This is a genomic window from Micromonospora lacuserhaii (genome assembly GCF_036902735.1).
Classification (GTDB): Bacteria; Actinomycetota; Actinomycetes; order Mycobacteriales; family Micromonosporaceae; genus Micromonospora.
Genome location: NZ_JBAKHO010000074.1, coordinates 1 through 20,135, shown reverse-complemented (window position 1 = coordinate 20,135; position 20,135 = coordinate 1). Strand labels below are relative to the sequence as shown.

The 20,135-nt window shown below is 70.7% G+C and carries 17 protein-coding genes; 6 read left to right on the top strand and 11 right to left on the bottom strand.

From position 1 onward, the window contains the following. The first annotated feature begins 279 nt into the window (after positions 1 to 279). Entirely contained in the window at positions 280 to 549 is a 270-nt protein-coding gene (locus V6U81_RS27155; RefSeq protein ID WP_334493555.1) for a DUF4190 domain-containing protein, read from the top strand. Between the two features lie 99 nt (positions 550 to 648). On the opposite strand, the gene sucD is transcribed toward V6U81_RS27155, so the two are convergent. From sucD to V6U81_RS27140, 3 genes are all read right to left on the bottom strand, one after another. Continuing rightward, a complete protein-coding gene (gene sucD, locus V6U81_RS27150; protein WP_334493554.1) occupies positions 649 to 1,536 on the bottom strand; it encodes a succinate--CoA ligase subunit alpha in 888 nt (295 codons plus the stop codon). Between the two features lie 2 nt (positions 1,537 to 1,538). Further along, the gene (gene sucC, locus V6U81_RS27145) at positions 1,539 to 2,717 is read right to left on the bottom strand and encodes an ADP-forming succinate--CoA ligase subunit beta (protein WP_334493552.1); all 1,179 of its coding nucleotides are present in this window, start codon (positions 2,715 to 2,717) and stop codon (positions 1,539 to 1,541) included. A 482-nt stretch (positions 2,718 to 3,199) separates the two neighbouring features. Continuing rightward, complete coding sequence (locus V6U81_RS27140) at positions 3,200 to 3,604, bottom strand: coenzyme B12-dependent isobutyryl CoA mutase small subunit (protein ID WP_334493550.1); 405 nt, start codon at positions 3,602 to 3,604, stop codon at positions 3,200 to 3,202. 387 nt (positions 3,605 to 3,991) lie between these two features. Here V6U81_RS27140 and V6U81_RS27135 point away from each other — a divergent pair, with 387 nt between their 5' ends. Continuing rightward, complete coding sequence (locus V6U81_RS27135; protein WP_334493548.1) at positions 3,992 to 4,708, top strand: M23 family metallopeptidase; 717 nt, start codon at positions 3,992 to 3,994, stop codon at positions 4,706 to 4,708. 262 nt (positions 4,709 to 4,970) lie between these two features. After that, on the top strand, positions 4,971 to 5,774 hold the full coding sequence (locus V6U81_RS27130; protein WP_334493545.1) for a M23 family metallopeptidase: 804 nt from the start codon (positions 4,971 to 4,973) through the stop codon (positions 5,772 to 5,774). Between the two features lie 60 nt (positions 5,775 to 5,834). On the opposite strand, the gene pcrA is transcribed toward V6U81_RS27130, so the two are convergent. Beyond that, the gene (pcrA, locus tag V6U81_RS27125; protein ID WP_334493542.1) at positions 5,835 to 8,240 is read right to left on the bottom strand and encodes a DNA helicase PcrA; all 2,406 of its coding nucleotides are present in this window, start codon (positions 8,238 to 8,240) and stop codon (positions 5,835 to 5,837) included. A gap of 169 nt (positions 8,241 to 8,409) precedes the next feature. On the opposite strand from pcrA, the gene V6U81_RS27120 reads away from it, so the two are divergent. Both V6U81_RS27120 and V6U81_RS27115 read left to right on the top strand, forming a co-directional pair. Continuing rightward, positions 8,410 to 10,263: a bifunctional metallophosphatase/5'-nucleotidase gene (locus V6U81_RS27120; protein WP_334493539.1), complete on the top strand. Its 1,854-nt coding sequence runs from the start codon at positions 8,410 to 8,412 to the stop codon at positions 10,261 to 10,263. A 265-nt stretch (positions 10,264 to 10,528) separates the two neighbouring features. After that, on the top strand, positions 10,529 to 10,918 hold the full coding sequence (locus V6U81_RS27115) for a chorismate mutase (protein WP_334493536.1): 390 nt from the start codon (positions 10,529 to 10,531) through the stop codon (positions 10,916 to 10,918). A gap of 71 nt (positions 10,919 to 10,989) precedes the next feature. On the opposite strand, the gene V6U81_RS27110 is transcribed toward V6U81_RS27115, so the two are convergent. From V6U81_RS27110 to V6U81_RS27090, 5 genes are all read right to left on the bottom strand, one after another. After that, positions 10,990 to 12,003: an ABC transporter ATP-binding protein gene (locus tag V6U81_RS27110; RefSeq protein WP_334493533.1), complete on the bottom strand. Its 1,014-nt coding sequence runs from the start codon at positions 12,001 to 12,003 to the stop codon at positions 10,990 to 10,992. Further along, on the bottom strand, positions 11,996 to 13,024 hold the full coding sequence (locus V6U81_RS27105; RefSeq protein WP_334493557.1) for an ABC transporter ATP-binding protein: 1,029 nt from the start codon (positions 13,022 to 13,024) through the stop codon (positions 11,996 to 11,998). The genes V6U81_RS27110 and V6U81_RS27105 overlap by 8 nt, the downstream gene beginning before the upstream one ends. Positions 13,025 to 13,050: 26 nt before the next feature. Further along, complete coding sequence (locus V6U81_RS27100; protein WP_334493530.1) at positions 13,051 to 14,028, bottom strand: ABC transporter permease; 978 nt, start codon at positions 14,026 to 14,028, stop codon at positions 13,051 to 13,053. Continuing rightward, entirely contained in the window at positions 14,021 to 14,947 is a 927-nt protein-coding gene (locus V6U81_RS27095; RefSeq protein WP_334493527.1) for an ABC transporter permease, read from the bottom strand. The genes V6U81_RS27100 and V6U81_RS27095 overlap by 8 nt, the downstream gene beginning before the upstream one ends. 155 nt (positions 14,948 to 15,102) lie before the next feature. After that, the gene (locus V6U81_RS27090) at positions 15,103 to 16,740 is read right to left on the bottom strand and encodes a peptide ABC transporter substrate-binding protein (protein ID WP_334493524.1); all 1,638 of its coding nucleotides are present in this window, start codon (positions 16,738 to 16,740) and stop codon (positions 15,103 to 15,105) included. Positions 16,741 to 17,151: 411 nt separating this feature from the next. Here V6U81_RS27090 and V6U81_RS27085 point away from each other — a divergent pair, with 411 nt between their 5' ends. Continuing rightward, positions 17,152 to 17,886, top strand: coding sequence for a PIG-L deacetylase family protein (locus tag V6U81_RS27085; RefSeq protein ID WP_334493521.1), 735 nt, complete (start codon positions 17,152 to 17,154; stop codon positions 17,884 to 17,886). A gap of 17 nt (positions 17,887 to 17,903) precedes the next feature. Here V6U81_RS27085 and V6U81_RS27080 read toward each other — a convergent pair whose 3' ends face one another. Both V6U81_RS27080 and V6U81_RS27075 read right to left on the bottom strand, forming a co-directional pair. Beyond that, complete coding sequence (locus V6U81_RS27080) at positions 17,904 to 18,590, bottom strand: response regulator (RefSeq protein ID WP_334493518.1); 687 nt, start codon at positions 18,588 to 18,590, stop codon at positions 17,904 to 17,906. 1 nt (position 18,591) lies between these two features. Continuing rightward, a complete protein-coding gene (locus tag V6U81_RS27075; RefSeq protein WP_334493515.1) occupies positions 18,592 to 19,857 on the bottom strand; it encodes a PspC domain-containing protein in 1,266 nt (421 codons plus the stop codon). Between the last annotated feature and the right edge of the window lie 278 nt (positions 19,858 to 20,135).

Genomic DNA, 20,135 nt, shown 5'->3' with positions numbered 1-20,135 from the left:
CCCGGGACGGCTCCGGCCGGCGAGGGGCGGGCACCCGGGGACCCGGCGCGGCACGGCCGGGCGGCCGCGCGTCGGCGCGGACGCCGGCGGGGCGGCGCGGCTGATCAGGGGTGACCGAGGACATCGGGTCTACTCTGGCACGCCGCGCGGGCTGCGGCTGCCCGCCGGGGCGGTGTGGCACCGGCGAGTTCCGTGATCCACGGCCCTGGGGGCCGGATCCGGTCTAGCCTCGGCGCAGGACGCGACTCAAGTCGTGGCATCGAGTGCTGGGAGGAAGCCGTGAACGCTCCGTACCCGCCGCCCCCGCCGCCACCCGCCGCGGGCAAGGACCGCACCACGCTCTGGGGGGTGCTCGGCATCGTCCTCGGTCTGATCTGCTGCGGCGTCCTGGGCATCGTCTTCGGCTACCTGTCGGTCCGGGACGCCAAGCGGTACGGCCAGTCGCCGGTGCTCGGCTACCTGGCCATCGCCTTCGGCGTGATCAACATCATCGGCACCGCGATCTGGCGGGCCAGCGGGACGTACCCGCTCTGGAACGACAACAACTGAGCCGCAGCGGGTCCCGCGGGACCGGTGAGGTGACCGCGCGCCACGCGCGCGAAGGGGGCCGACCCCACGGGCCGACCCCCTTCGTACGTGCCTGCCGGCTCAGCGGCCGGACATCAGCTCCCGCATCAGCTTGGCGGTCTCGGTCGGGGTCTTGCCGACCTTGACGCCGACGGCCTCCAGGGCCGACTGCTTCGCCTCGGCGGTGCCCGCCGAGCCGGAGATGATCGCGCCGGCGTGCCCCATGGTCTTGCCGGGGGGCGCGGTGAAGCCGGCGATGTAGCCGACGACCGGCTTGGTGACGTTCGCCTTGATGAACTCGGCGGCCCGCTCCTCGGCGTCGCCGCCGATCTCGCCGATCATCACGATGGCGTCGGTCTCCGGGTCGGCCTCGAACGCGGCGAGGGCGTCGATGTGGGTGGTCCCGATGATCGGGTCACCGCCGATGCCCACGCAGGTCGAGAAGCCGATGTCCCGCAGCTCGTACATCATCTGGTAGGTCAGCGTTCCGCTCTTGCTGACCAGGCCGATCCGGCCGGAGCCGGTGATGTCGGCCGGGATGATGCCGGCGTTGGAGGCGCCCGGCGAGGCGATGCCCGGGCAGTTCGGCCCGATGATCCGGGTCCGCTCGCCCTTGTCCAGGTTGTACGCCCAGAACGCGGCGGTGTCGTGCACCGGCACGCCCTCGGTGATCACCACGGCGAGGTCGATGCCGGCGTCGATCGCCTCGACCACGGCGCCCTTGGTGAACTGCGGCGGCACGAAGATGACCGTGACGTCGGCCCCGGTCTCCTTCATCGCGTCCGCGACGGAGGCGAAGACCGGCAGCTCGGTGCCGTCGAAGTCGACCGTGGTGCCGGCCTTGCGCGGGTTCACGCCGCCGACCACGTTGGTGCCCGCGGCGAGCATCCGCCGGGTGTGCTTGGAACCCTCGGAACCGGTCATCCCCTGAACGATGACCTTCGAGTCCTTGGTCAGCCAGATAGCCATCGTCAGACCCCCGCAGCTGCCAGCTCGGCGGCCCGCTCGGCCGCGCCGTCCATGGTGTCGACCCGCTGGATCAGCGGGTTGTTCGCGCCGTCGAGGATCGCCCGACCGGCCTCGGCGTTGTTGCCGTCGAGGCGGACGACGAGCGGCTTGGTGGCCTGCTCGCCGCGCTGCTCGAGCAGCGCCAGCGCCTGCACGATGCCGTTGGCGACCGCGTCGCAGGCGGTGATGCCGCCGAAGACGTTGACGAAGACGCTCTTCACGGCCGGGTCGGAGAGGACGATCTCCAGGCCGTTCGCCATCACCTCGGCGCTCGCGCCACCGCCGATGTCGAGGAAGTTGGCCGGCTTGACGTTGCCGTGCCGCTCGCCCGCGTAGGCGACCACGTCGAGCGTGGACATGACCAGGCCCGCGCCGTTGCCGATGATGCCGACCTCGCCGTCGAGCTTGACGTAGTTGAGGTCCTTCTCCTTGGCGGCCTGCTCCAGCGGGTCCACCGAGGCCTGGTCGACCAGGGCCTCGTGGTCCGGGTGCCGGAAGCCGGCGTTCTCGTCCAGAGTGATCTTGGCGTCGAGCAGCAGCAGCTTGCCCTCGGCCGTCGTGGCCAGCGGGTTCACCTCGACCAGCGTGGCGTCCTCGGCGACGAAGGCCTGCCACAGCCCCACCGCGACCTCGACGACCTGGTCGGCGACCTCGGCCGGGAAGCCGGCCGCGGTGACGATCTCGCGGGCCTTCGCCTCGTCGACGCCCTTGACGGCGTCGATCGGGGCCTTGACCACCTTGTCGGGGGTCTCGGCGGCGACCTGCTCGATGTCCATGCCGCCGGCGACGCTGGCGATGCAGAGGAAGGTGCGGTTCGCCCGGTCGAGCAGGTACGAGAAGTAGTACTCCTCGGCCACGTCCGCGGTCACGGTGATCATGACCTTGTGGACGGTGTGACCCTTGATGTCCATGCCCAGGATGTCGGTGGCGCGAGCCACCGCCTCATCCGGGCCCTCGGCCAGCTTGACGCCGCCGGCCTTGCCTCGGCCGCCGACCTTCACCTGCGCCTTGACGACCACCCGACCGCCGAGGCGTTCGGCGATCGCGCGGGCCTCCTCCGGGGTAGTGGCGACGCCGCCGGCGAGCACGGGCAACCCGTGCCGCTCGAACAGGTCCCGCCCCTGGTACTCGTACAGGTCCACGATTGCGCGTCCCGTCCCGTCTCCGCGGCGCGCCGTCGCGCCGCCACCAGCGTTGTGGAAACTCCGTTGACGCCTGTCATCAGTTCAAACAGGCCGTGGCCGCAGCCTAGCGAGATGCGCACCGGGGGCAACCGAGCGGGTGCGCGGTGTGCGGTAATGCACAGCGCGCCGTCCGCGACTCGCCGGGGCGGCCACGGTGGTCGGCCGGCCCGCCGGGAACGGTCGCGGAAGACGCGTAACCCCTGGATGAGGGCGTCGTTGAGTCTGATGTCGGAGCGCTGATGCAGCGCGAGGACGGGAGCGGCCGATGCCCTGTCGGTCGAGGGGTGGCGGCGGGGCATCGTGCATAGAAGGGCCGGGCGTGTGAGGGGTGCGTCCGGCCCTTCCCCCTGCCCGCGTTCCGGTACCGACGCACCCGACGCGAAGTGGCGGCGTCCCGACCAGGGACACCGCCACTCGTGCGGGACGGACCGGGTCGCCGGTCAGGCGACGGCCTGGGCCACGTTCTCCCGGACCCACTCGACGATCGACTGGGTGGTGGCGCCCGGGGTGAAGATCTTGGCGACGCCGAGCTGCTGAAGCTCGGGGATGTCGGCGTCCGGGATGATGCCGCCGCCGAACACGACGATGTCCCGGGCGTCCCGCTCGCCGAGCAGCTCCAGCACCCGGCGGAAGAGGGTCATGTGCGCGCCGGAGAGCACCGACAGGCCGACCGCGTCGGCGTCCTCCTGGATCGCGGTCTCCACGATCTGCTCGGGGGTCTGGTGCAGGCCGGTGTAGATGACCTCCATGCCGGCGTCACGCAGGGCACGCGCGACCACCTTGGCGCCCCGGTCGTGGCCGTCCAGGCCGGGCTTGGCGACGACGACCCGGATACGAGAGCTCATCAGCGCACACCTTTCACGGGCTCCGCGACTTCCCACCTGAACGAACGGTAACCCGACCGGGCGGGGGCGGGAAATCCGGGCCACGTCCTTTACCGCCCACCCCCTCCGCGGGAAAGCCGGACACCTCCGCCGAACGGTCACTCTGCGCGACGAACGGACAGGTTCGGGGACAGCCGTCCGGGGGACGAGCTGTGACAAAGATGGACGGGAAGGGACAGAAAGAAACGCCGGTTCGGCGCTTCCGCTTGTGACGGGAGCGGGGGTTGGCTAACGTGTCCACGGTTGTCATCAGGTCCACGGACGGGTGACGACGTGGCCCCGGACGTTCGACAGAGCTTCGCCGAACGGTTCGAGGTCGCATCGGATCCCCGACAACGGAGGGTGTGCGTGCGCCAGCGCCTGTCGTCTGAGCCCGATAGATATCGCGGCCGCCGCCGCGTACCCACCCCCCCGCGGAGCCGCTACGCGGCGGTCGTCACGACCGCTTTCGTCGGCGCCGGCGTCGTCGCGCTCGGCGCGGGCGCCCTCCCGGACGCCAAGAGCGTCAGCCCGTCGGTCCTCGACGAGCTCAAGCAGGCCTCGATCACCAGCCAGGACGCGGCCGCCCGGGCCGACTCCGCCGAACGCGCCACCCGTGACAACGACCGTGGCGCACAGGCCGAGTCCACCGAGCAGGACCCGTGGCTGCTGCCGTTGCAGGGCTACGACTTCAACTCCCCGTACGGCATGCGCTGGGGCAAGCTGCACACCGGCATCGACCTGGTCGCGCCGGAGGGCACCCCGTTCGTCGCGATCCACTCGGGCACCGTTACCAAGGCCGGCTGGTTCGGTGGCTACGGCTACGCGGTGATCGTCCAGCACGCCGACGGCAGCGAGGCCATCTACGGCCACTCCTCCTCGGTGAGCGTCCACGAGGGGCAGCAGGTCAAGGCCGGCGACCAGCTCGGCCTGGTCGGCAACACCGGCCACTCCTACGGCTCGCACCTGCACCTGGAGATCCATGTCAAGGGGCAACCACTCGACCCGGTGCCGTGGCTCCAGGACCGCGGAGTGGACATCAAGCTGCAAGTCGAGGCATATTACAGCGAAGCAGCCGCGTCCTGACGCTGCGTAACGCCCGTTGACCGCCCGGATCGATCGATCCGGGCGGTTTTTCGTGCCCGAAGTCTGCTGGGTCACAGTCGAAGATGTGGGCGGTGCCACAGGGCCACATGATCACATATAAGGGCGCAATCCCCGACAAGGGGCGAATTCGGACAGCAGCCGACGGCGCTCGCGATTACCCGCTGGTACCCCTACCCGGTGCCGGGCCGGTTCACACCCAGGATGGTCGGGTCCCGTCCCCCTGAGTGTGTGAAGGTCCGCCGTGCAGAAAGACAGCTCCACCCGGAACGACACGACCCAGGTCGCCCCGGCCCGGCACCGTCGGCGGCCCCGCCTCGGCGGGCGCGCCCTCGCCCTCGGTGCGGTCGCGCTGGTCGGCCTCGGCCTCGCCGGCGCCTCGACGATCGCCTTCGACCGCGACGACACCCCGGCCACCACCGCCGTCGCGCTGGACGCCCAGTCCCGCGCCGAGGCCGCGGCACGGGCCGAGGCCGACTCGCGCGCCGACCGCTCCGCCCGCGAGTCGGCCACCCCGCTCAGCCCGTCGGCCACTCCGAGCCCCACCACCGCCAGCCCCTCCGCGAGCCCGTCGGCGACCCCGACGCGCAAGGCCACCCCGACGCCGAAGCCCACGGTGCGCAGGACCAGCACGCCGAAGCCGAAGCCGAGCTGGGTGATCCCGATGCCGGGCGCCGAGATCACCTCCTGCTACGGCCAGCGCTGGGGCACCCTGCACGCCGGCATCGACTTCGCGATGCCCGCCGGCACGCCGATCCACGCCGCCGCGGCGGGCACCGTGGTGAAGGCCGGCGACGCCGGCGACGGGTACGGCAACTCCGTCTTCATCGACCACGGCAACGGGTACCTGACCCACTACGGCCACCAGAGCAGCCTGAAGGTCACCGTCGGCGAGCAGGTCACCGTCGGCGAGGTGATCGGCTACGAGGGCTCCACCGGCGACTCCACCGGCCCGCACCTGCACTTCGAGGTGCACCAGGGGCAGATGTGGAACCAGATCGACCCCGCGCCGTTCCTGCGCGCCCGGGGCATCGACGTGGGCTGCTGACCCGCCCACGGACGACACGAGGGCCCGGCCCGGCGGTTCGCCGGAGCCGGGCCCTCGTCGTCAGAGCTTGTCGATCGGGGCGTGCCGCAGCACCAGCCACATGGTCTGCTCGCCGAAGTCGATCTGCGCCCGGGCACCCGGGCCGTGCCCCTCCACGGCGAGCACCCGCCCCAGCCCGTAACGCTGGTGGTTGACCCGGTCCCCGGCCGACACCTTCGGCGCCTGCGGCAGCTCGCTGGCGGTCGCCAGTCGGCTGCCGTCCACGCCGAGCCGCTTCGCCAGCTGGGCCGCCTTCGGCGTACCCCCGGCGAAGCCGCCACGCCCGCCGGGCGCGCGGTCCGCGCGGCCGCCGACGCCGCCACCCCCGCCGGCCCACGAGGTGTACGACCCCTCGGTGCGCTCCCAGCGGACCAGCTCCGGCGGCAGCTCCTCCAGGAACCGCGACGGCGGGTTGTAGGACGGCTGCCCCCAGGCCGACCGGGTGACCGCCCGGGACAGGTAGAGCCGCTGCCGGGCCCGGGTGATGCCCACATAGGCCAGCCGGCGCTCCTCCTCCAGCTCGCGGGTGTCGCCCAGCGAGCGCAGGTGCGGGAAGACGCCGTCCTCCAGCCCGGTCAGGAAGACCACCGGGAACTCCAGGCCCTTCGCGGTGTGCAGCGTCATCAGGGTGACCACCCCCTGGTGGTCGGGGTCGTCGGAGGGGATCTGGTCGGCGTCGGCGACCAGGGCCACCTGCTCCAGGAAGCCGGCCAGGGTGGCCCGCTCCCCCTCGTCCCCCAGCGCCTCGATCCGCTCGGTGTACTCCCGGGCGACGCTGACCAGTTCCTGGAGGTTGTCCACCCGCCCGGCGTCCTGCGGGTCGAGGCTCTCCTCCAGCTCGGTGAGGTAGCCCGAGCGGGTCAGCAGCGCCTCCAGCACCTCTTCCGGAGTGCCGGTCTCGGCCAGCTCGCGGGCGCCGTCGAGCAGCGCGACGAAGTCGCCGATGCCGTTGGCCGCCCGGGTGGAGATGCCCGGCGCGTCCTTCGCCCGGCGCAGCGCCGCCCCGAAGGAGATCCGGTCCCGGCCGGAGAGCGCCTCGACGCAGGCCTCGGCCCGGTCGCCGATGCCCCGGCGCGGGGTGTTCAGGATCCGGCGGAGGCTGACCGTGTCGTCGTCGTTGACCACGGCGCGCAGGTAGGCCAGCGCGTCGCGGACCTCCTTGCGCTCGTAGAAGCGCACCCCGCCGACCACCTTGTAGGGCAGGCCGACCCGGATGAACACCTCCTCGAAGACCCGGGACTGGGCGTTGGTGCGGTAGAAGACCGCCACGTCGCCGGGGCGGGTCTCGCCGTCGTCGACCAGCCGGTCGATCTCCCGGCCCACCCAGTCCGCCTCGGCGTGCTCGGTGTCGGCGACGTACCCGACGATCTGCTCGCCGGCCCCCGCGTCGCTCCACAGCCGCTTGGGCTTGCGGGAGGTGTTCCGGTCGATCACCGCGTTGGCCGCGTTGAGGATGGTCTGGGTGGAGCGGTAGTTCTGCTCCAGCAGGATCGTCCGGGCGTCGGTGAAGTCCCGCTCGAACTCCAGGATGTTGCGGATCGTCGCGCCGCGGAACGCGTAGATCGACTGGTCGGCGTCGCCGACCACGCAGAGTTCGGCCGGCTCGATCCCCTCGGTGCCGGAGACCAGCTCCTTGATCAGGGTGTACTGCGCGTGGTTGGTGTCCTGGTACTCGTCCACCAGCACGTGCCGGAACCGGCGGCGGTAGCTCTCCGCCACGTGCGGGTGCGACTGGAGCAGGTGCACAGTCGTCATGATCAGGTCGTCGAAGTCCAGCGCGTGCGCCTCGCGCAGCCGCCGCTGGTAGAGCGTGTAGGCCTCGGACAGCGCCCGCTCGTTCGGCCCCTTGGCCCGCCCGGCGAACTCCTCCGGGTCGACCAGCTCGTTCTTGAGGTTGGAGACCTGGGCGGCGAGCCCCCGGGCCGGGTAGCGCTTCGGATCGAGGTCGAGCTCGCGGGCGACCATCTGCATCAGCCGGCGCGAGTCGTCCGCGTCGTAGATGGAGAAGGTGGACTTCAGCCCGGCGTGCTCGTGCTCCGCCCGCAGGATCCGCACGCAGGCGGAGTGGAACGTGGAGACCCACATCAGCCGGGCGCGCGGGCCGACCAGGTGGGCGACCCGCTCCTTCATCTCACCGGCGGCCTTGTTGGTGAAGGTGATCGCGATGATCTCGCCGGGGTGCACGTCCCGCGCGGCGAGCAGGTAGGCGATCCGGTGGGTGAGCACCCGGGTCTTGCCGGACCCGGCGCCGGCCACGATCAGCAGCGGGGAGCCGGCGTGGGTCACCGCGTCCCGCTGGGGGCCGTTGAGGCCCTCGACCAGGGCCTGCGGATCCAGCCGGGCCGGACCGGACCCGGGCCGGTGCGGCGGGGTGCGGGCGGGCTCGGGCGCGGGCGGGGACGCGGGGATGTCGAAGAGAGGATGCATCGCACGGCGAGTCTATGCCGCCGGCCGGACACTTCCCGCCCGCGCACGCCCGGGTGCGAGGTGAGACGAACCTGTCACGGAGTCCCCTCTGGCGCCTTCGTCCCCCAGCCGGAACGATGACGGTGAAAACCCCGGCTCCTCCCCCGTACCCGACCTGGGAGAAACAATCATGAGTCAACCGCGTCCGCGCGGTCGGGCCCTGCTGCGCCACCTCGCCGCACCGGCCCTCGCCCTGGCCGTCGTGGCCAGCCTGCCCGTCACCGGCCGGCCCGGACCGCAACCGGCCGCCGACGTCCCGGCGGCGGGCCTGGCCCCCGTCGCCGTCTCGTACGCCTCCGCAACCGGCGGCGAGATCAAGGGCCAGTTCCTCAGCTACAACGACTTCCACGGCGCCATCGACCCACCCGGCGGCAGCGGCGCCACGGTCAACGGCACCCCCGCCGGCGGAGTGGAATACCTCGCCACCTGGCTCCAGAAGCTGCGCGCCGAGGCGGCCGCCGAGGGCCGGAAGACCACCACCGTCGGCGCCGGCGACCTGATCGGCGCCACCCCGCTGGTCAGCGCCGCGTTCCACGACGAGCCGACGATCGAACTGATGGACGAGATCGGGCTGGAGATCAGCTCGGTCGGCAACCACGAGTTCGACGAGGGCGTCGACGAGCTGATCCGGATCAACAAGGGCGGCTGCCACCCGGCCGACGGCTGCGCCGACGGCGACGGCTTCGCCGGCGCGAAGTTCACCTACCTGGCCGCCAACACGATCAGCAAGAAGACGAAGCTGCCGATCCTGCCCCCGATCGACGTGCGCTTCGTCGGCGGTGTGCCGGTGGGCTTCGTCGGCGTCACCCTCGAGGGCACCCCGGGCATCGTCAACCCCGCCGGCATCACCTCCGTCGAGTTCCGGGACGAGGTCGAGACCGCCAACAAGTGGGGCGGCCTGCTCAAGCTCTTCGGCGTCCGGGCGATGGTGCTGCTGGTGCACGAGGGCGGGGCCCAGTCGCCGCCGCCGAGCACCCCCGGCGTCTCCGACTGCGCCAACTTCGCCGGCCCGATCGTGGACATCGTCCGCGGCCTGCGCCCGGAGTTCGGCCTGGTGGTCTCCGGGCACACCCACCGCTTCTACTCCTGCTCGCTGCCGAACTCCTCGGGCGCGCAGAGCGTGGTCACCAGCGCCGGCAGCAACGGCCAGCTGATCACCGACGTCGACTACTCGCTGGATCGGCGCACCGGCCGGTTCACCGGCATCACCGCGAAGAACGTGATCGTGGAGAACGGCGTCCGCAACCCGGACGGCAGCTGGCAGCAGAGCGCGCCCGGGGTCTTCGCGCGCAACCCCGAGCTGGTCGACCCGGGCGCCAGGGCGCTGGCCGACAAGTACCGGGCCGCGGTCGCCCCGATCGCCAACAAGGTGGTCGGGAGGATCAGCGCGGACATCGTCCGGGACGCGAAGCCCAGCGGCGAGAGCCCGCTCGGTGACGTGATCGCCGATGCGCAGCTGGCGTACACCAGGGGCGACGGGGCGCAGCTGGCCCTGATGAACCCGGGCGGCATCCGGGCGTCCCTGTCGTACGGGGCGTCGGCCGGCGGCGAGGCGCCGGGCGAGGTGACCTACGGCGAGGCCTTCACCGTCCAGCCGTTCAACAACCTCGTGGTCACCCAGACGCTCACCGGCGCGCAGCTCAAGAGCGTGCTGGAGCAGCAGTTCGTCGGCTGGAACGGGCAGACCACCCAGCGGATCCTCCAGGTCTCCGCCGGGCTGACCTACTCGTACGACAGCAGCGCCGCGGCGGGCTCCCGGGTCAGCGCGCTGGCGCTGAACGGTGTGCCGGTCGACCCCGCGGCCAGCTACCGGGTCACCACGAACGACTTCCTCGCCAACGGCGGGGACGGGTTCACCGACCTGAAGGCCGGCACCGGCCGGACCACGGCAAAGGGCTTCGACGTGGACGCACTCGTCGCGTACCTGGGCGCCGGCGCACCGGTCGCGCCCGGTCCGGCGGACCGGATCACCAGGCTCGGCTGAGCTGACGTCGACGCGGCGCGGTCCCGCTCCGGCGGGGTCGTGCCGCGTCCCACGGGTTGGCCGGAATCCTTGCGCGGCCGGCCCACCGGTCGGCATACTCGACGACGTGATCGAGGCGCGCTTCTACTTTTACTACGGCACCGGGAGTCCGGCAGCCGTAGGTCGCGCCTGATCGTTCAGACCTGCGAAAGCCCCGGGCTCGGAGAGCCCGGGGCTTTTCGTCCCGGGATCCGGGCACCGGGCCCGACACCCGAGGGGTACGACGATGATGACTGACGTGGTGGAGTCCAGCGGCAGCCTGGCGCGTGACGACGACCGGCCCGGCAGCGACGCGAACGGAGCGGCGACCGCCCGCCCCGGCACCGGCACCGGCACCGGCACCGGCACCGGCACCGGCACCGACGACGCTGCGGCGGCCGAGCGGATCGTGGCCATCCGGGAGCGGATCAACGAGATCGACCGCACGATCATCGCGCTCTGGCAGGAGCGGGCCGCGCTGTCCCAGGAGGTGGGGGCGACCCGGATGGCCTCCGGTGGCACCCGCCTGGTGCTCTCCCGCGAGCGGGAGATCCTGGAGCGGTTCCGCCAGGCGCTCGGGGCGGACGGCACCCAGCTCGCGCTGCTGCTGCTGCGGGCGGGCCGCGGCCCGCTGTGAGGCGGCCGGGGGCGGAAACGGCGAACCGCCTGCCACCGTCGTGCTGACGGCGGCAGGCGGTCCGGACGGTGTCACGCCCCGTGGGTGGCGACGATCTCCCGCTTCTCCGCGAAGTGGCAGGCGCTCGGGTGGTCCGAGCCCCGCCGGATCTCCAGCAGCGGCGGCTGCTGGGCGCAGATGTCCTGCGCCTTCCAGCACCGGGTACGGAACCGGCAGCCCGAGGGCGGGCTGATCGGCGAGGGGACGTCACCGGTGAGCCGGATGATCGCCTTGTTGTCCCGCAGCGTCGGGTCCGGCACCGGCACCGCCGAGAGCAGCGCCTGGGTGTACGGGTGGGTCGGCCGCTCGTAGATCTCGTCCTCGGTGCCGATCTCCACGATCTTGCCGAGGTACATCACCGCGACCCGGTCGGAGAGGTGACGCACGACCGACAGGTCGTGGGCGATGAAGACGTACGACAGGCCGAACTCGGTCTGCAGCTTCTCCAGCAGGTTCATCACCTGGGCCTGGATCGAGACGTCCAGGGCCGAGACGGGCTCGTCACAGATGATGATCTCCGGCCGCAGGGCGAGCGCCCGGGCGATGCCGATGCGCTGCCGCTGACCACCCGAGAACTGGTGCGGGTACCGGTTGATGTGCTCCGGGTTGAGGCCGACCAGGTCGAGCAGTTCCTTGACCTTGTCCCGGCGGCTGCCCTTCGGCGCCACCTCCGAGTGGATCTCGAACGGCTCGCCGATCAGGTCGCCGACCGTCATCCGCGGGTTGAGCGAGGTGTACGGGTCCTGCATCACCAGCTGGATCTGCCGGCGCATCGCCTTCAGCGAGGAACCGGAGAGCTTGGAGATGTCCCGACCCTTGTAGTGCACGCTGCCGGCGGTCGGCTTCTCCAGGTTCATCAGAACCCGGCTCAGCGTCGACTTGCCGCAGCCCGACTCGCCCACCACGCCGAGGGTCTCGCCGGCCCGCAGGTCGAAGGAGACGCCGTCGACGGCCTTGACCTGGCCGATGGTCTTCTTGAACACGATCCCCTGGGTGACGGGGTAGTGCTTGACCAGGTCACGTACTTCGAGAATGTTCTCAGACACGGTTCACCAGCTCCTCGGCGAAGTGGCAGGCGCTGGCCCGACCGGCGCCGATCTGCAGCAGCGGGGGGACCTTCTCCCGGCACACCGGCTGCGCCATCGGGCAGCGCGGGTTGAACGGGCAGCCCGGCGGGATGTTCATCAGGTTCGGCGGGAGGCCCTTGATGGTCCGCAGCTGCTGGCCCTTTTCGTCCAGCCGCGGGATCGACTCGAGCAGGCCGAGGGTGTACGGGTGCGCCGGCTTGGCGTACAGGTCGTACACGTCGGATTCCTCGACGATCCGGCCGGCGTACATGACCGCGATCCGGTCCGCGACGTCGGCGACCACGCCGAGGTCGTGGGTGATCAGGATCATCCCCATCCGCCGCTCCCGCTGGAGCTCGCCGAGCAGGTCCATGATCTGGGCCTGCACGGTCACGTCCAGCGCGGTGGTCGGCTCGTCGGCGATCAGCACCTCGGGGTCGAGCGCCAGCGACATCGCGATCATCGCGCGCTGCCGCATACCGCCCGAGAACTGGTGCGGGTAGTTGCTGAACCGGCCCTTGGCGTTCGGGATCTTGACCTGGTCGAGCATCTCGATCGCGCGCTTCTTGGCGTCCGCGCGGCTCATGCCGCGCCGGATGCGGAACTGCTCGGCGATCTGGAACCCGACGGTGAAGACCGGGTTCAGGGCGGAGAGCGAGTCCTGGAAGATCATCGCGATGCCCTCGCCGCGGATGCGGCGCCGCTCCTCGGCGGACATCTTGAGCATGTCCTTGCCGTGGAAGCGGACCCGACCACCGGTGACGTGGCCGGGCGGTGTGTCGAGAATGCCCATGATGGTCTGCGCCGTGACGCTCTTACCGGAGCCGGACTCGCCGAGCACGGCGAGGGTCTCCCCCGCGTCGACGTGGTACGTGACCCCGTTGATGACCTTGGCGACGCCGTCCCGGGTGCGGAACTCCACCCGCAGGTCGTCGACCTCGAGCAGCCGGCCCGAGGGGCGGCCGGATCCGTCGGCGCCGGGCGCGGACTGCTGGGACACGAGAATGTCGGACAACTCAGTCTCCCCTATCGGAGCTTCGGGTCGAGGGCCTCGCGGACGGCCTCGCCGAGCATGACGAAGCTCAGCACGGCGGTCACGAGGAACGCGGAGGGGAAGAAGAGCAGGAAGGGCGAGACCCGGATGTACTGCTGCGCTTCGTTGATCATGATGCCCCACGACACCACCGGGCTCTTCAGTCCGATGCCCAGGAAGGAGAGGGTGGCCTCCGCGCCGATGAATGAACCGATCATGATCGTCCCGTAGACCAGCAGCGGCGCCAGGCAGTTCGGCAGCAGGTGCTTGAGGATGATCCGGCTCGTGCTGGCGCCCATCGCCCGGGCCGCCACGATGTAGTCGGCCTCCTTGGTGGCGAGCACCGAGGAGCGCATCAGTCGCATGACCACCGGCCAGGTGAGCAGGACCAGCGAGCCGATCACCAGGAACTTGATCTGCCACTCGCTGTTGCTGGACCCGGCGCCGTTGAAGGTGGTCAGGATGACGATCGCGCCGAGCACGAACGGCAGGCCGAAGAAGATGTCGGCGATCCGGGAGAGCAGGCCGTCGACCCAACCGCCCCGGTAGCCGGCGATGATGCCCATCGTCCCGCCGATCAGCAGGGTGCCGATCGTGGAGAGCAGCGACACCACGATCGAGGCGTTGGCGCCGTAGATGACCCGGGCGTAGACGTCCCGGCCCTGCACGTCGAAGCCGAACCAGTTCTCGCCGGAGGGCTCGACCCGGCTACGGGCCAGCGAACCGTCGGTCGGGTCGCCGGAGGCGAACAGCGACGGGAAGACCGACATCAGCACGAAGAGCACGATGAAGGCGGAGGAGATCCAGAACAGCGGCTTGCGCCGCAGGTCCCGCCACGCGTCGCCGAGCAGGCCGCGGGGCTTCTCCTTCTTGCCGCCCGCCGGTAGGCCGGCGTTGGTCGGAGCGCCGATCTCGGTCGGCTGCTCAGGGCGGGGGGTGCTGACGATCGAAGCAGCACTCGGGTCACTCATAGCGAATCCTCGGGTCCAGGGCGGCGTAGAGCAGGTCCACCAGAAGGTTCATCAAGAGATAGACGAGCACCAGGACCACCACGATGGAGACAACCGTAGCGCTCTCCTTGGTGACGATCGCCCGCAGGACGGTGCGTCCGATTCCGTTGATGCCGAAGATGCCCTCGGTGATGATCGCGCCGCCCATCAGGGCGCCGAGGTCGGTGCCGAGCAGGGTCACCACCGGGATCAGCGAGTTGCGCAGCAGGTGGATGCCGACCACCCGGCGCATCGGCAGGCCCTTCGCGATGGCCGTCCGGACGTAGTCGGCCCGGCGATTCTCCGCGATGCTGGTGCGTGACACCCGGGCGATGTATGCCATGGACGCGCTGCCGAGCACGAAGCCCGGGAGGAGCAGTTCGGAGAGGCGCATCTCGTTGGAGACGGTGGGGGTGACGATGCCCCACTTCACGCCGAAGAGCCACTGGAGCACGAAGCCGACGACGAAGACCGGCAGCGCGATCAGGAAGAGCGTGGTGACCAGGACCAGGTTGTCCAGGAAGCCGTTGCGGCGCAGACCGGTCAGGACGCCGGCGGTGAGGCCGATGACCGCCTCGATCACCAGGGCCACCGCGGCCAGCTTCAGGGTGTTCGGGTACGCCGTGGCGATGATGTCGCCCACCGGCCGACCCGACCAGGTGGAGCCGAAGTCCCCTTGCAGGAGGTTCTTCATGTAGGTGAAGTACTGCACCCAGATCGGCTGATCCAGCTGGTACTTCTCGGTCATCATGGCGATGTAGTTCTCGGGGCAGCCGCGATCACCGCACTTGCCGGCGAACGGGTCACCAGGGACCGCCCAGACCAGCGCGTAGATCAATAACGTCGTACCGATGAAGACCGGGACGAGTTGAAGCAGCCGTCTCACCAGATAACGGCCCATGGGTGGTCCTCCTGACAAGGGGGCGCGCCGGGCGGGGTACGGCCGACACACGGATGGCGACAACGTTGCGAGGGAATGTTGTACACCCCCTCGCGGAACGGCCCCGGGTCGGGCTCACCGGTAGGCGAGCCCGACCCGGGGTCAGACCGTTCGGATCAGAGCTCGACGGAGGTGATGTCGAGCTCACCGACGTTGGAGAGCTCCATCTTCTTGATCTTCTCGGAGTGGCCGGACTGCTGGCCACCGAAGTAGATCGGCATGGACGGAACGTCCTGGTCGATCTTGGCAACGGCCTCGGCGAACTTGGCGTGAGCGTCCTCGATGCTCGGCGCCGAGCTGGCGGCCTTGGCCAGGGCGTCGACCTCGGGGTTGCTGTACAGACCGTCGTTCGAGGAACCACCGGTCACGTAGAGCGGGTTGACCCAGTTCTCGACGTCCGGGTAGTCCTGCTGCCAGCCGGCGCGGTAGGCGCCGTCCATCTTGTGGGCGTTGATGTTCTGACGGAAGACCGCGAAGGTCGGCACGCCGACGGCGACGGCGTCGATGTTCAGCGTGGTCTTGATCTGCTGAGCAACGGCCTCCATCCAGTCCTTGTGGCTGGCGTCAGCGTTGTAGTACATCTTCAGCTGGCCCTTGAAGCCACCGGCCTTGGCCAGGAGCTGCTTGGCCTGCTCCGGGTCGAACTTGCAGGCGGTGCAGTTGCCCGGCTTGGCGCCCGGGGTGAGCGGGTTGGCCCAGCTGTCGGCCGGCTTGCGGTTACCGAAGAAGATCTTGTCGGTGATCTGCTGGCGGTCGATCGACAGCGAGATCGCCTTACGAAGGTCCGCGTTCTTGAAGCGGGCGTCGTAGATCGGGAACGCGATGATGCCGGTGGACGGCGTGGTGGAGGCGATGGCCCGGTCGCCCAGGTCCGACTTCCACTTGTCGCCGGCCAGCGAGGAGACCGGAACCTGCTGCTGGAAGTCCAGGTTGCCGGAGACCAGGTCGTTGTAGGCCGCCGTGTCGTCCTGGTAGATCTTGACGGTGACGTCCTTGATCTTCATCTTGTCGCGCAGGGAGTAGTCGTCGAAGCGGGTGAGCTTGATCGCGACGTTGTTCTCCCAGGACACGAAGCTCACCGGGCCGTTACCGATCGGCTTCTTGCCGAACGCCTCGGGGTTGGTGAAGAACGAGTCCGGCAGCGGCATGAAGGTGCTGTAGCCGAGCTTGGTCGGGAACACGGCGGTCGGCGCCTCGAGGGTGACCTCGAAGGTCCAGTCGTCGACGACCTTGAGGCCCTTCATCTCCTTCGCGGTCGGCGTCGGAGCCTTCTTCGGGCCGTCCTCGTCCGGGTCGGAGGTGTTGACGTCCGCGAAGCCGGCGATGTCGGCGAAGAAGCTGGCGTTCTGCGCGCCGTTCGGCGAGTAGGCGCCCCAGTTCCAGGCGTCCACGAAGTTCTTGGCCTTCACGACGGTGCCGTCGTGGAACTTCGTGTCCTTCTTGATCTTGATGGTGTAGACCTTGGAGTCCTTGGTTTCGATGGACTCCGCAAGCGCGTTACGCGGCGCGCCACCGTCGTTCGGGTACTCCACCAGGCCGGTGAAGAGCCAGTCGATGACCTTGCCGCCACCGGTCTCGGTGGTGTTGGCCGGAACCAGGGGGTTCTCCGGCTCGGTGCCGTCGATGACGATGCTGCCGTCCTTGCTGGCGGCGCTGGTCGTGTCGTCACCGTTGCCGCTGGAGCAGCCGGTCGCGATGAGCGCGAATGCCGCGCCCACAGCGATGGCGCCGCTCGCCCGCTTCGAGACTCTCATTCCGAGGGGCCTCCTCTTTCTAACCTGGTTCCGTCGTGGGTTTCACGCACGTATGGGGGGTGATGCCGCCAGTGACCCCGATGTCGCAGGTCACCGGTTTTACCGCAGAGAAATCGGGGAACCGATCCGCCGGGCTACCTCACCTCTCGCGCTCGGCGCCGCGCAGGCTCGACGGCCACGAAGCGCTCCTGGCGGAGCGGCGCCGTGGCCGGCGGGACGTGCGGGGTGCCTCACACCAGGGGTGAGGTGCTGCCACTGTGACACCCACCGGCCCATTACGTGAAGGTGCCGTTATCAAGCCGTTAGTTGGTTGCCACGTTGCCGATACTTGAGAGAAGATCATGATCTGCCCTGGTCGTACCGCTCTGAGCAGGTAAGACAGCAAGCCGGCCGCGCGTAGGCTGAGGGCTTGTGAGCTTTCCCGCGTCTGCGCCGGCCCTCTCCGACGTTCGCCGGACGCTGGCCGTTTTTGCCCATCCGGACGATGTCGACTTCGGCTGTGCGGGCACGATTGCCGGCTGGGTGGAGGAAGGCGTCGAGGTCGCGTACCTGATCGTCACCTACGGGGACGCCGGCGGCTTCGACGACACCGCACGGGAACGGATGCCCCGGATCCGGGCTGCGGAGCAGCGCGCCGCGGCGGCCGAGGTCGGGGTCACCCGGGTCGACTTCCTGGACGGCTACACCGACGGGACCGTCGCGCCGACCCTCGGGCTGCGCCGCGACGTCACCGCCGCCATCCGGCGGTTCCGGCCTGACCGGGTGCTCACCAACTCGCCGCTGCGCCGCTGGGAGCACCTGGCCGGCCCGAGCCACCCCGACCACCTCGCCGTGGGCGAGGCCGCCACCTGCGCCGTCTACCCGGACGCACGCAACCCCTTCGCCCACCCCGACCTGCTCGCCGAAGGGCTGGAGCCGTGGGTGGTCCGGGAGATCTGGTACGCCGGCGGCCCGGCCCCGGACCACGCCGTCGACATCACCCGGCACACCGAGCGCAAGATCGCGGCGATGCGGACGCACCACACCCAGACCGGTCACCTGGACGTGGAGACCTGGGTACGCGACCGGCTGACCACCGTCGCCGACAACGCCGGGCTGCCGCCGGGCCGGCTGGCCGAGGCGTTCACCGTGCTGCGCACGGAGTGACCGGACGGTTCGGCGGATCAGACCAGGCGGCGGTCCGCCGCCCAGCGGGACAGCTCGTACCGGTTGGACATCTGGAGCTTGCGCAGCACGTTCGACACATGCGTCTCCACCGTCTTGATCGAGATGAAGAGCTCCTTGGCGATCTCCTTGTACGCGTAGCCCCGGGCGAGCAGGCGCAGCACCTCGCGCTCGCGGTTGGTGAGCTGGTCCAGCTCCGGATCGGCCACCGGGGTGTCCGGCCGGGCCGCGAAGGCGTCCAGCACGAACCCGGCCAGCCGGGGGCTGAACACGGCGTCGCCGTCGGCCACCCGGCGGATCGCGGCGGTCAGCTCGTCCGGCGAGATGGTCTTGGTGACGTACCCCCGGGCGCCGGCCCGGATCAGCCCGATCACGTCCTCGGCCGCGTCCGACACGCTCAACGCCAGGAACCTGACCTGCGGGTGGGTACGCCGCATCGCGTCCAGCACCGCCCGCCCGCCACCGTCGGGCATGTGCACGTCCAGCAGCACCACGTCCGGCTCGGTGGCGGCGATCCGGGCGACCGCCTCGGCCACCGTGCTCGCCTCCCCGACGACCTCGACGTGCCCGCCCAGCTCGGCCCGGACGCCGGCCCGGAACATGGCGTGGTCGTCGACCAGGAACACCCGCAACCGCTGCGTGCGGGGGCCCGTCCCCTCCACCGGATCCATCGACTGCTCCGCCATGTCACTTGTCCCTTTCCGCCGTGGAGCCGCTGCCGCTGATCGGGAGGATCAGCCGTACCTCGGTCCCCTCACCCGGCCCGGACCGGATCTCCGCCCGGCCGCCGTGCCGCTTCATCCGCCCGATGATCGAACCTCGGACGCCGTGCCGGTGATCCTCCACCGTATCCGGATCGAAACCCTTCCCCCGGTCCCGGACGAACGCGCTCACCTGCTCGGGCTCGACCTCCGCGTAGAGCGAGACGGTCTGCACCCCGGCGTGCCGGGCCGCGTTGACCAGGGCCTCCCGGGCCGCTGCCACCAGCGCGCCGACCCGCTCGTCGGTCTCCCGGTCGCCGACCACCACCGCCTCCACGGTGATGGCGAAGGTGTCCTCGACCTCGGCGGCGGCCTGCTCCAGCGCCGCCGCGAACCGTTCGGTGGGCGACCCGGTCGGCTTGTAGAGCCAGTTGCGCAGCGAGCGCTCCTGCCCCCGGGCCAGCCGCTGTACGGCCTTGACGTCGCTGGCGTTGCGCTGGATCAGGGCGAGGGTGTGCAGCACCTGGTCGTGCACCATCGCGGCCAGCTCGGCGCGTTCCTGCTCCCGGATCCGCCCCTCCCGCTCCGAGCGGAGCTGGTTCCAGGTCCGCCAGAGCAGCGGCGCCGCCACCACCCCGACACCGGCCAGCCCGACCAGCGCGAAGATGACGCCGTTGACCACCGCGTCGACGTTCTGCACCGGCGAGTAGACCGCGGCCACGCCGATGATGCCGACCGCCACCAATACGCCGCCGCCGACGAAGCGGAGCACGAAGGCCCGCCGGTCGCTCTCCTCGATCACCGCGCCGAGCCACGGCACCGGCAGCGACTCGCCCCACTGCCGGCGGCGCTCCGGCCCGGACTGGTGCCAGATCACCCCGGCCCCGACCGCGATGATCGCCACCAGCCAGCCGGCGGTGCCGGTCGCGCCGACGGAGTCGAAGACCAGCACCTGCACCAGCAGCACGCCGAGGCCGATCAGCACGAACGGCAGCAGTTGGGCCAGGTCCCGGCGGGCCGGCGTGCTGGTGTCGCCGGGACGCAGCGGCACCACCGCCCAGAACGCGGCGTAGAGCAGCAGTCCCAGCCCGCTGAGGCCGAGCAGGACCATGAAGGCGACCCGGACCCGCAGCACCGAGATGCCGAGGTGGTCGGCGATGCCGGCCGCCACACCGGCGGCCATCCGGTGCTCGGGCGCCCGGTAGAGGCGGGGCGGCGGGGTCACGGTGCTGATCGGAGGCTCCCTGCTCACGGACGGGACGGCGCGCGAACGGTGCGTGTCGACGCCGGTTCCGATCGTCACACGGGACGGAGCCGTGCGACCACGGGGACGCCCCCGACTTCGGGGGCGTCCGGATCTCAGGGTGGCGTCAGGGTCGGGTCCTGAGGACGCTCGGGCGGGCCACGCAGCAGGATCGAGGCATGACCGAGGAAGCTGCCCCGTCGCCCCGCCCCGGGCCGACCGAGCCGGCCGGGGCGCCGACCGCGCCGACCGCCGCCGGCCCGGCCTGGTCGGCGCCGGCGCCGACC

Excerpts from the sequence above, each read along its gene's own strand:
- V6U81_RS27120 (WP_334493539.1), top strand. The coding sequence starts at position 8,410 with ATGAGTCAACCGCGTCCGCGCGGTCGGGCCCTGCTGCGCCACCTCGCC.
- V6U81_RS27100 (WP_334493530.1), bottom strand. The coding sequence starts at position 14,028 with ATGAGTGACCCGAGTGCTGCTTCGATCGTCAGCACCCCCCGCCCTGAG.
- V6U81_RS27140 (WP_334493550.1), bottom strand. The coding sequence starts at position 3,604 with ATGAGCTCTCGTATCCGGGTCGTCGTCGCCAAGCCCGGCCTGGACGGC.
- V6U81_RS27090 (WP_334493524.1), bottom strand. The coding sequence starts at position 16,740 with ATGAGAGTCTCGAAGCGGGCGAGCGGCGCCATCGCTGTGGGCGCGGCA.
- V6U81_RS27095 (WP_334493527.1), bottom strand. The coding sequence starts at position 14,947 with ATGGGCCGTTATCTGGTGAGACGGCTGCTTCAACTCGTCCCGGTCTTC.
- sucD (WP_334493554.1), bottom strand. The coding sequence starts at position 1,536 with ATGGCTATCTGGCTGACCAAGGACTCGAAGGTCATCGTTCAGGGGATG.
- pcrA (WP_334493542.1), bottom strand. The coding sequence starts at position 8,240 with ATGCATCCTCTCTTCGACATCCCCGCGTCCCCGCCCGCGCCCGAGCCC.
- V6U81_RS27115 (WP_334493536.1), top strand. The coding sequence starts at position 10,529 with ATGATGACTGACGTGGTGGAGTCCAGCGGCAGCCTGGCGCGTGACGAC.
- V6U81_RS27080 (WP_334493518.1), bottom strand. The coding sequence starts at position 18,590 with ATGGCGGAGCAGTCGATGGATCCGGTGGAGGGGACGGGCCCCCGCACG.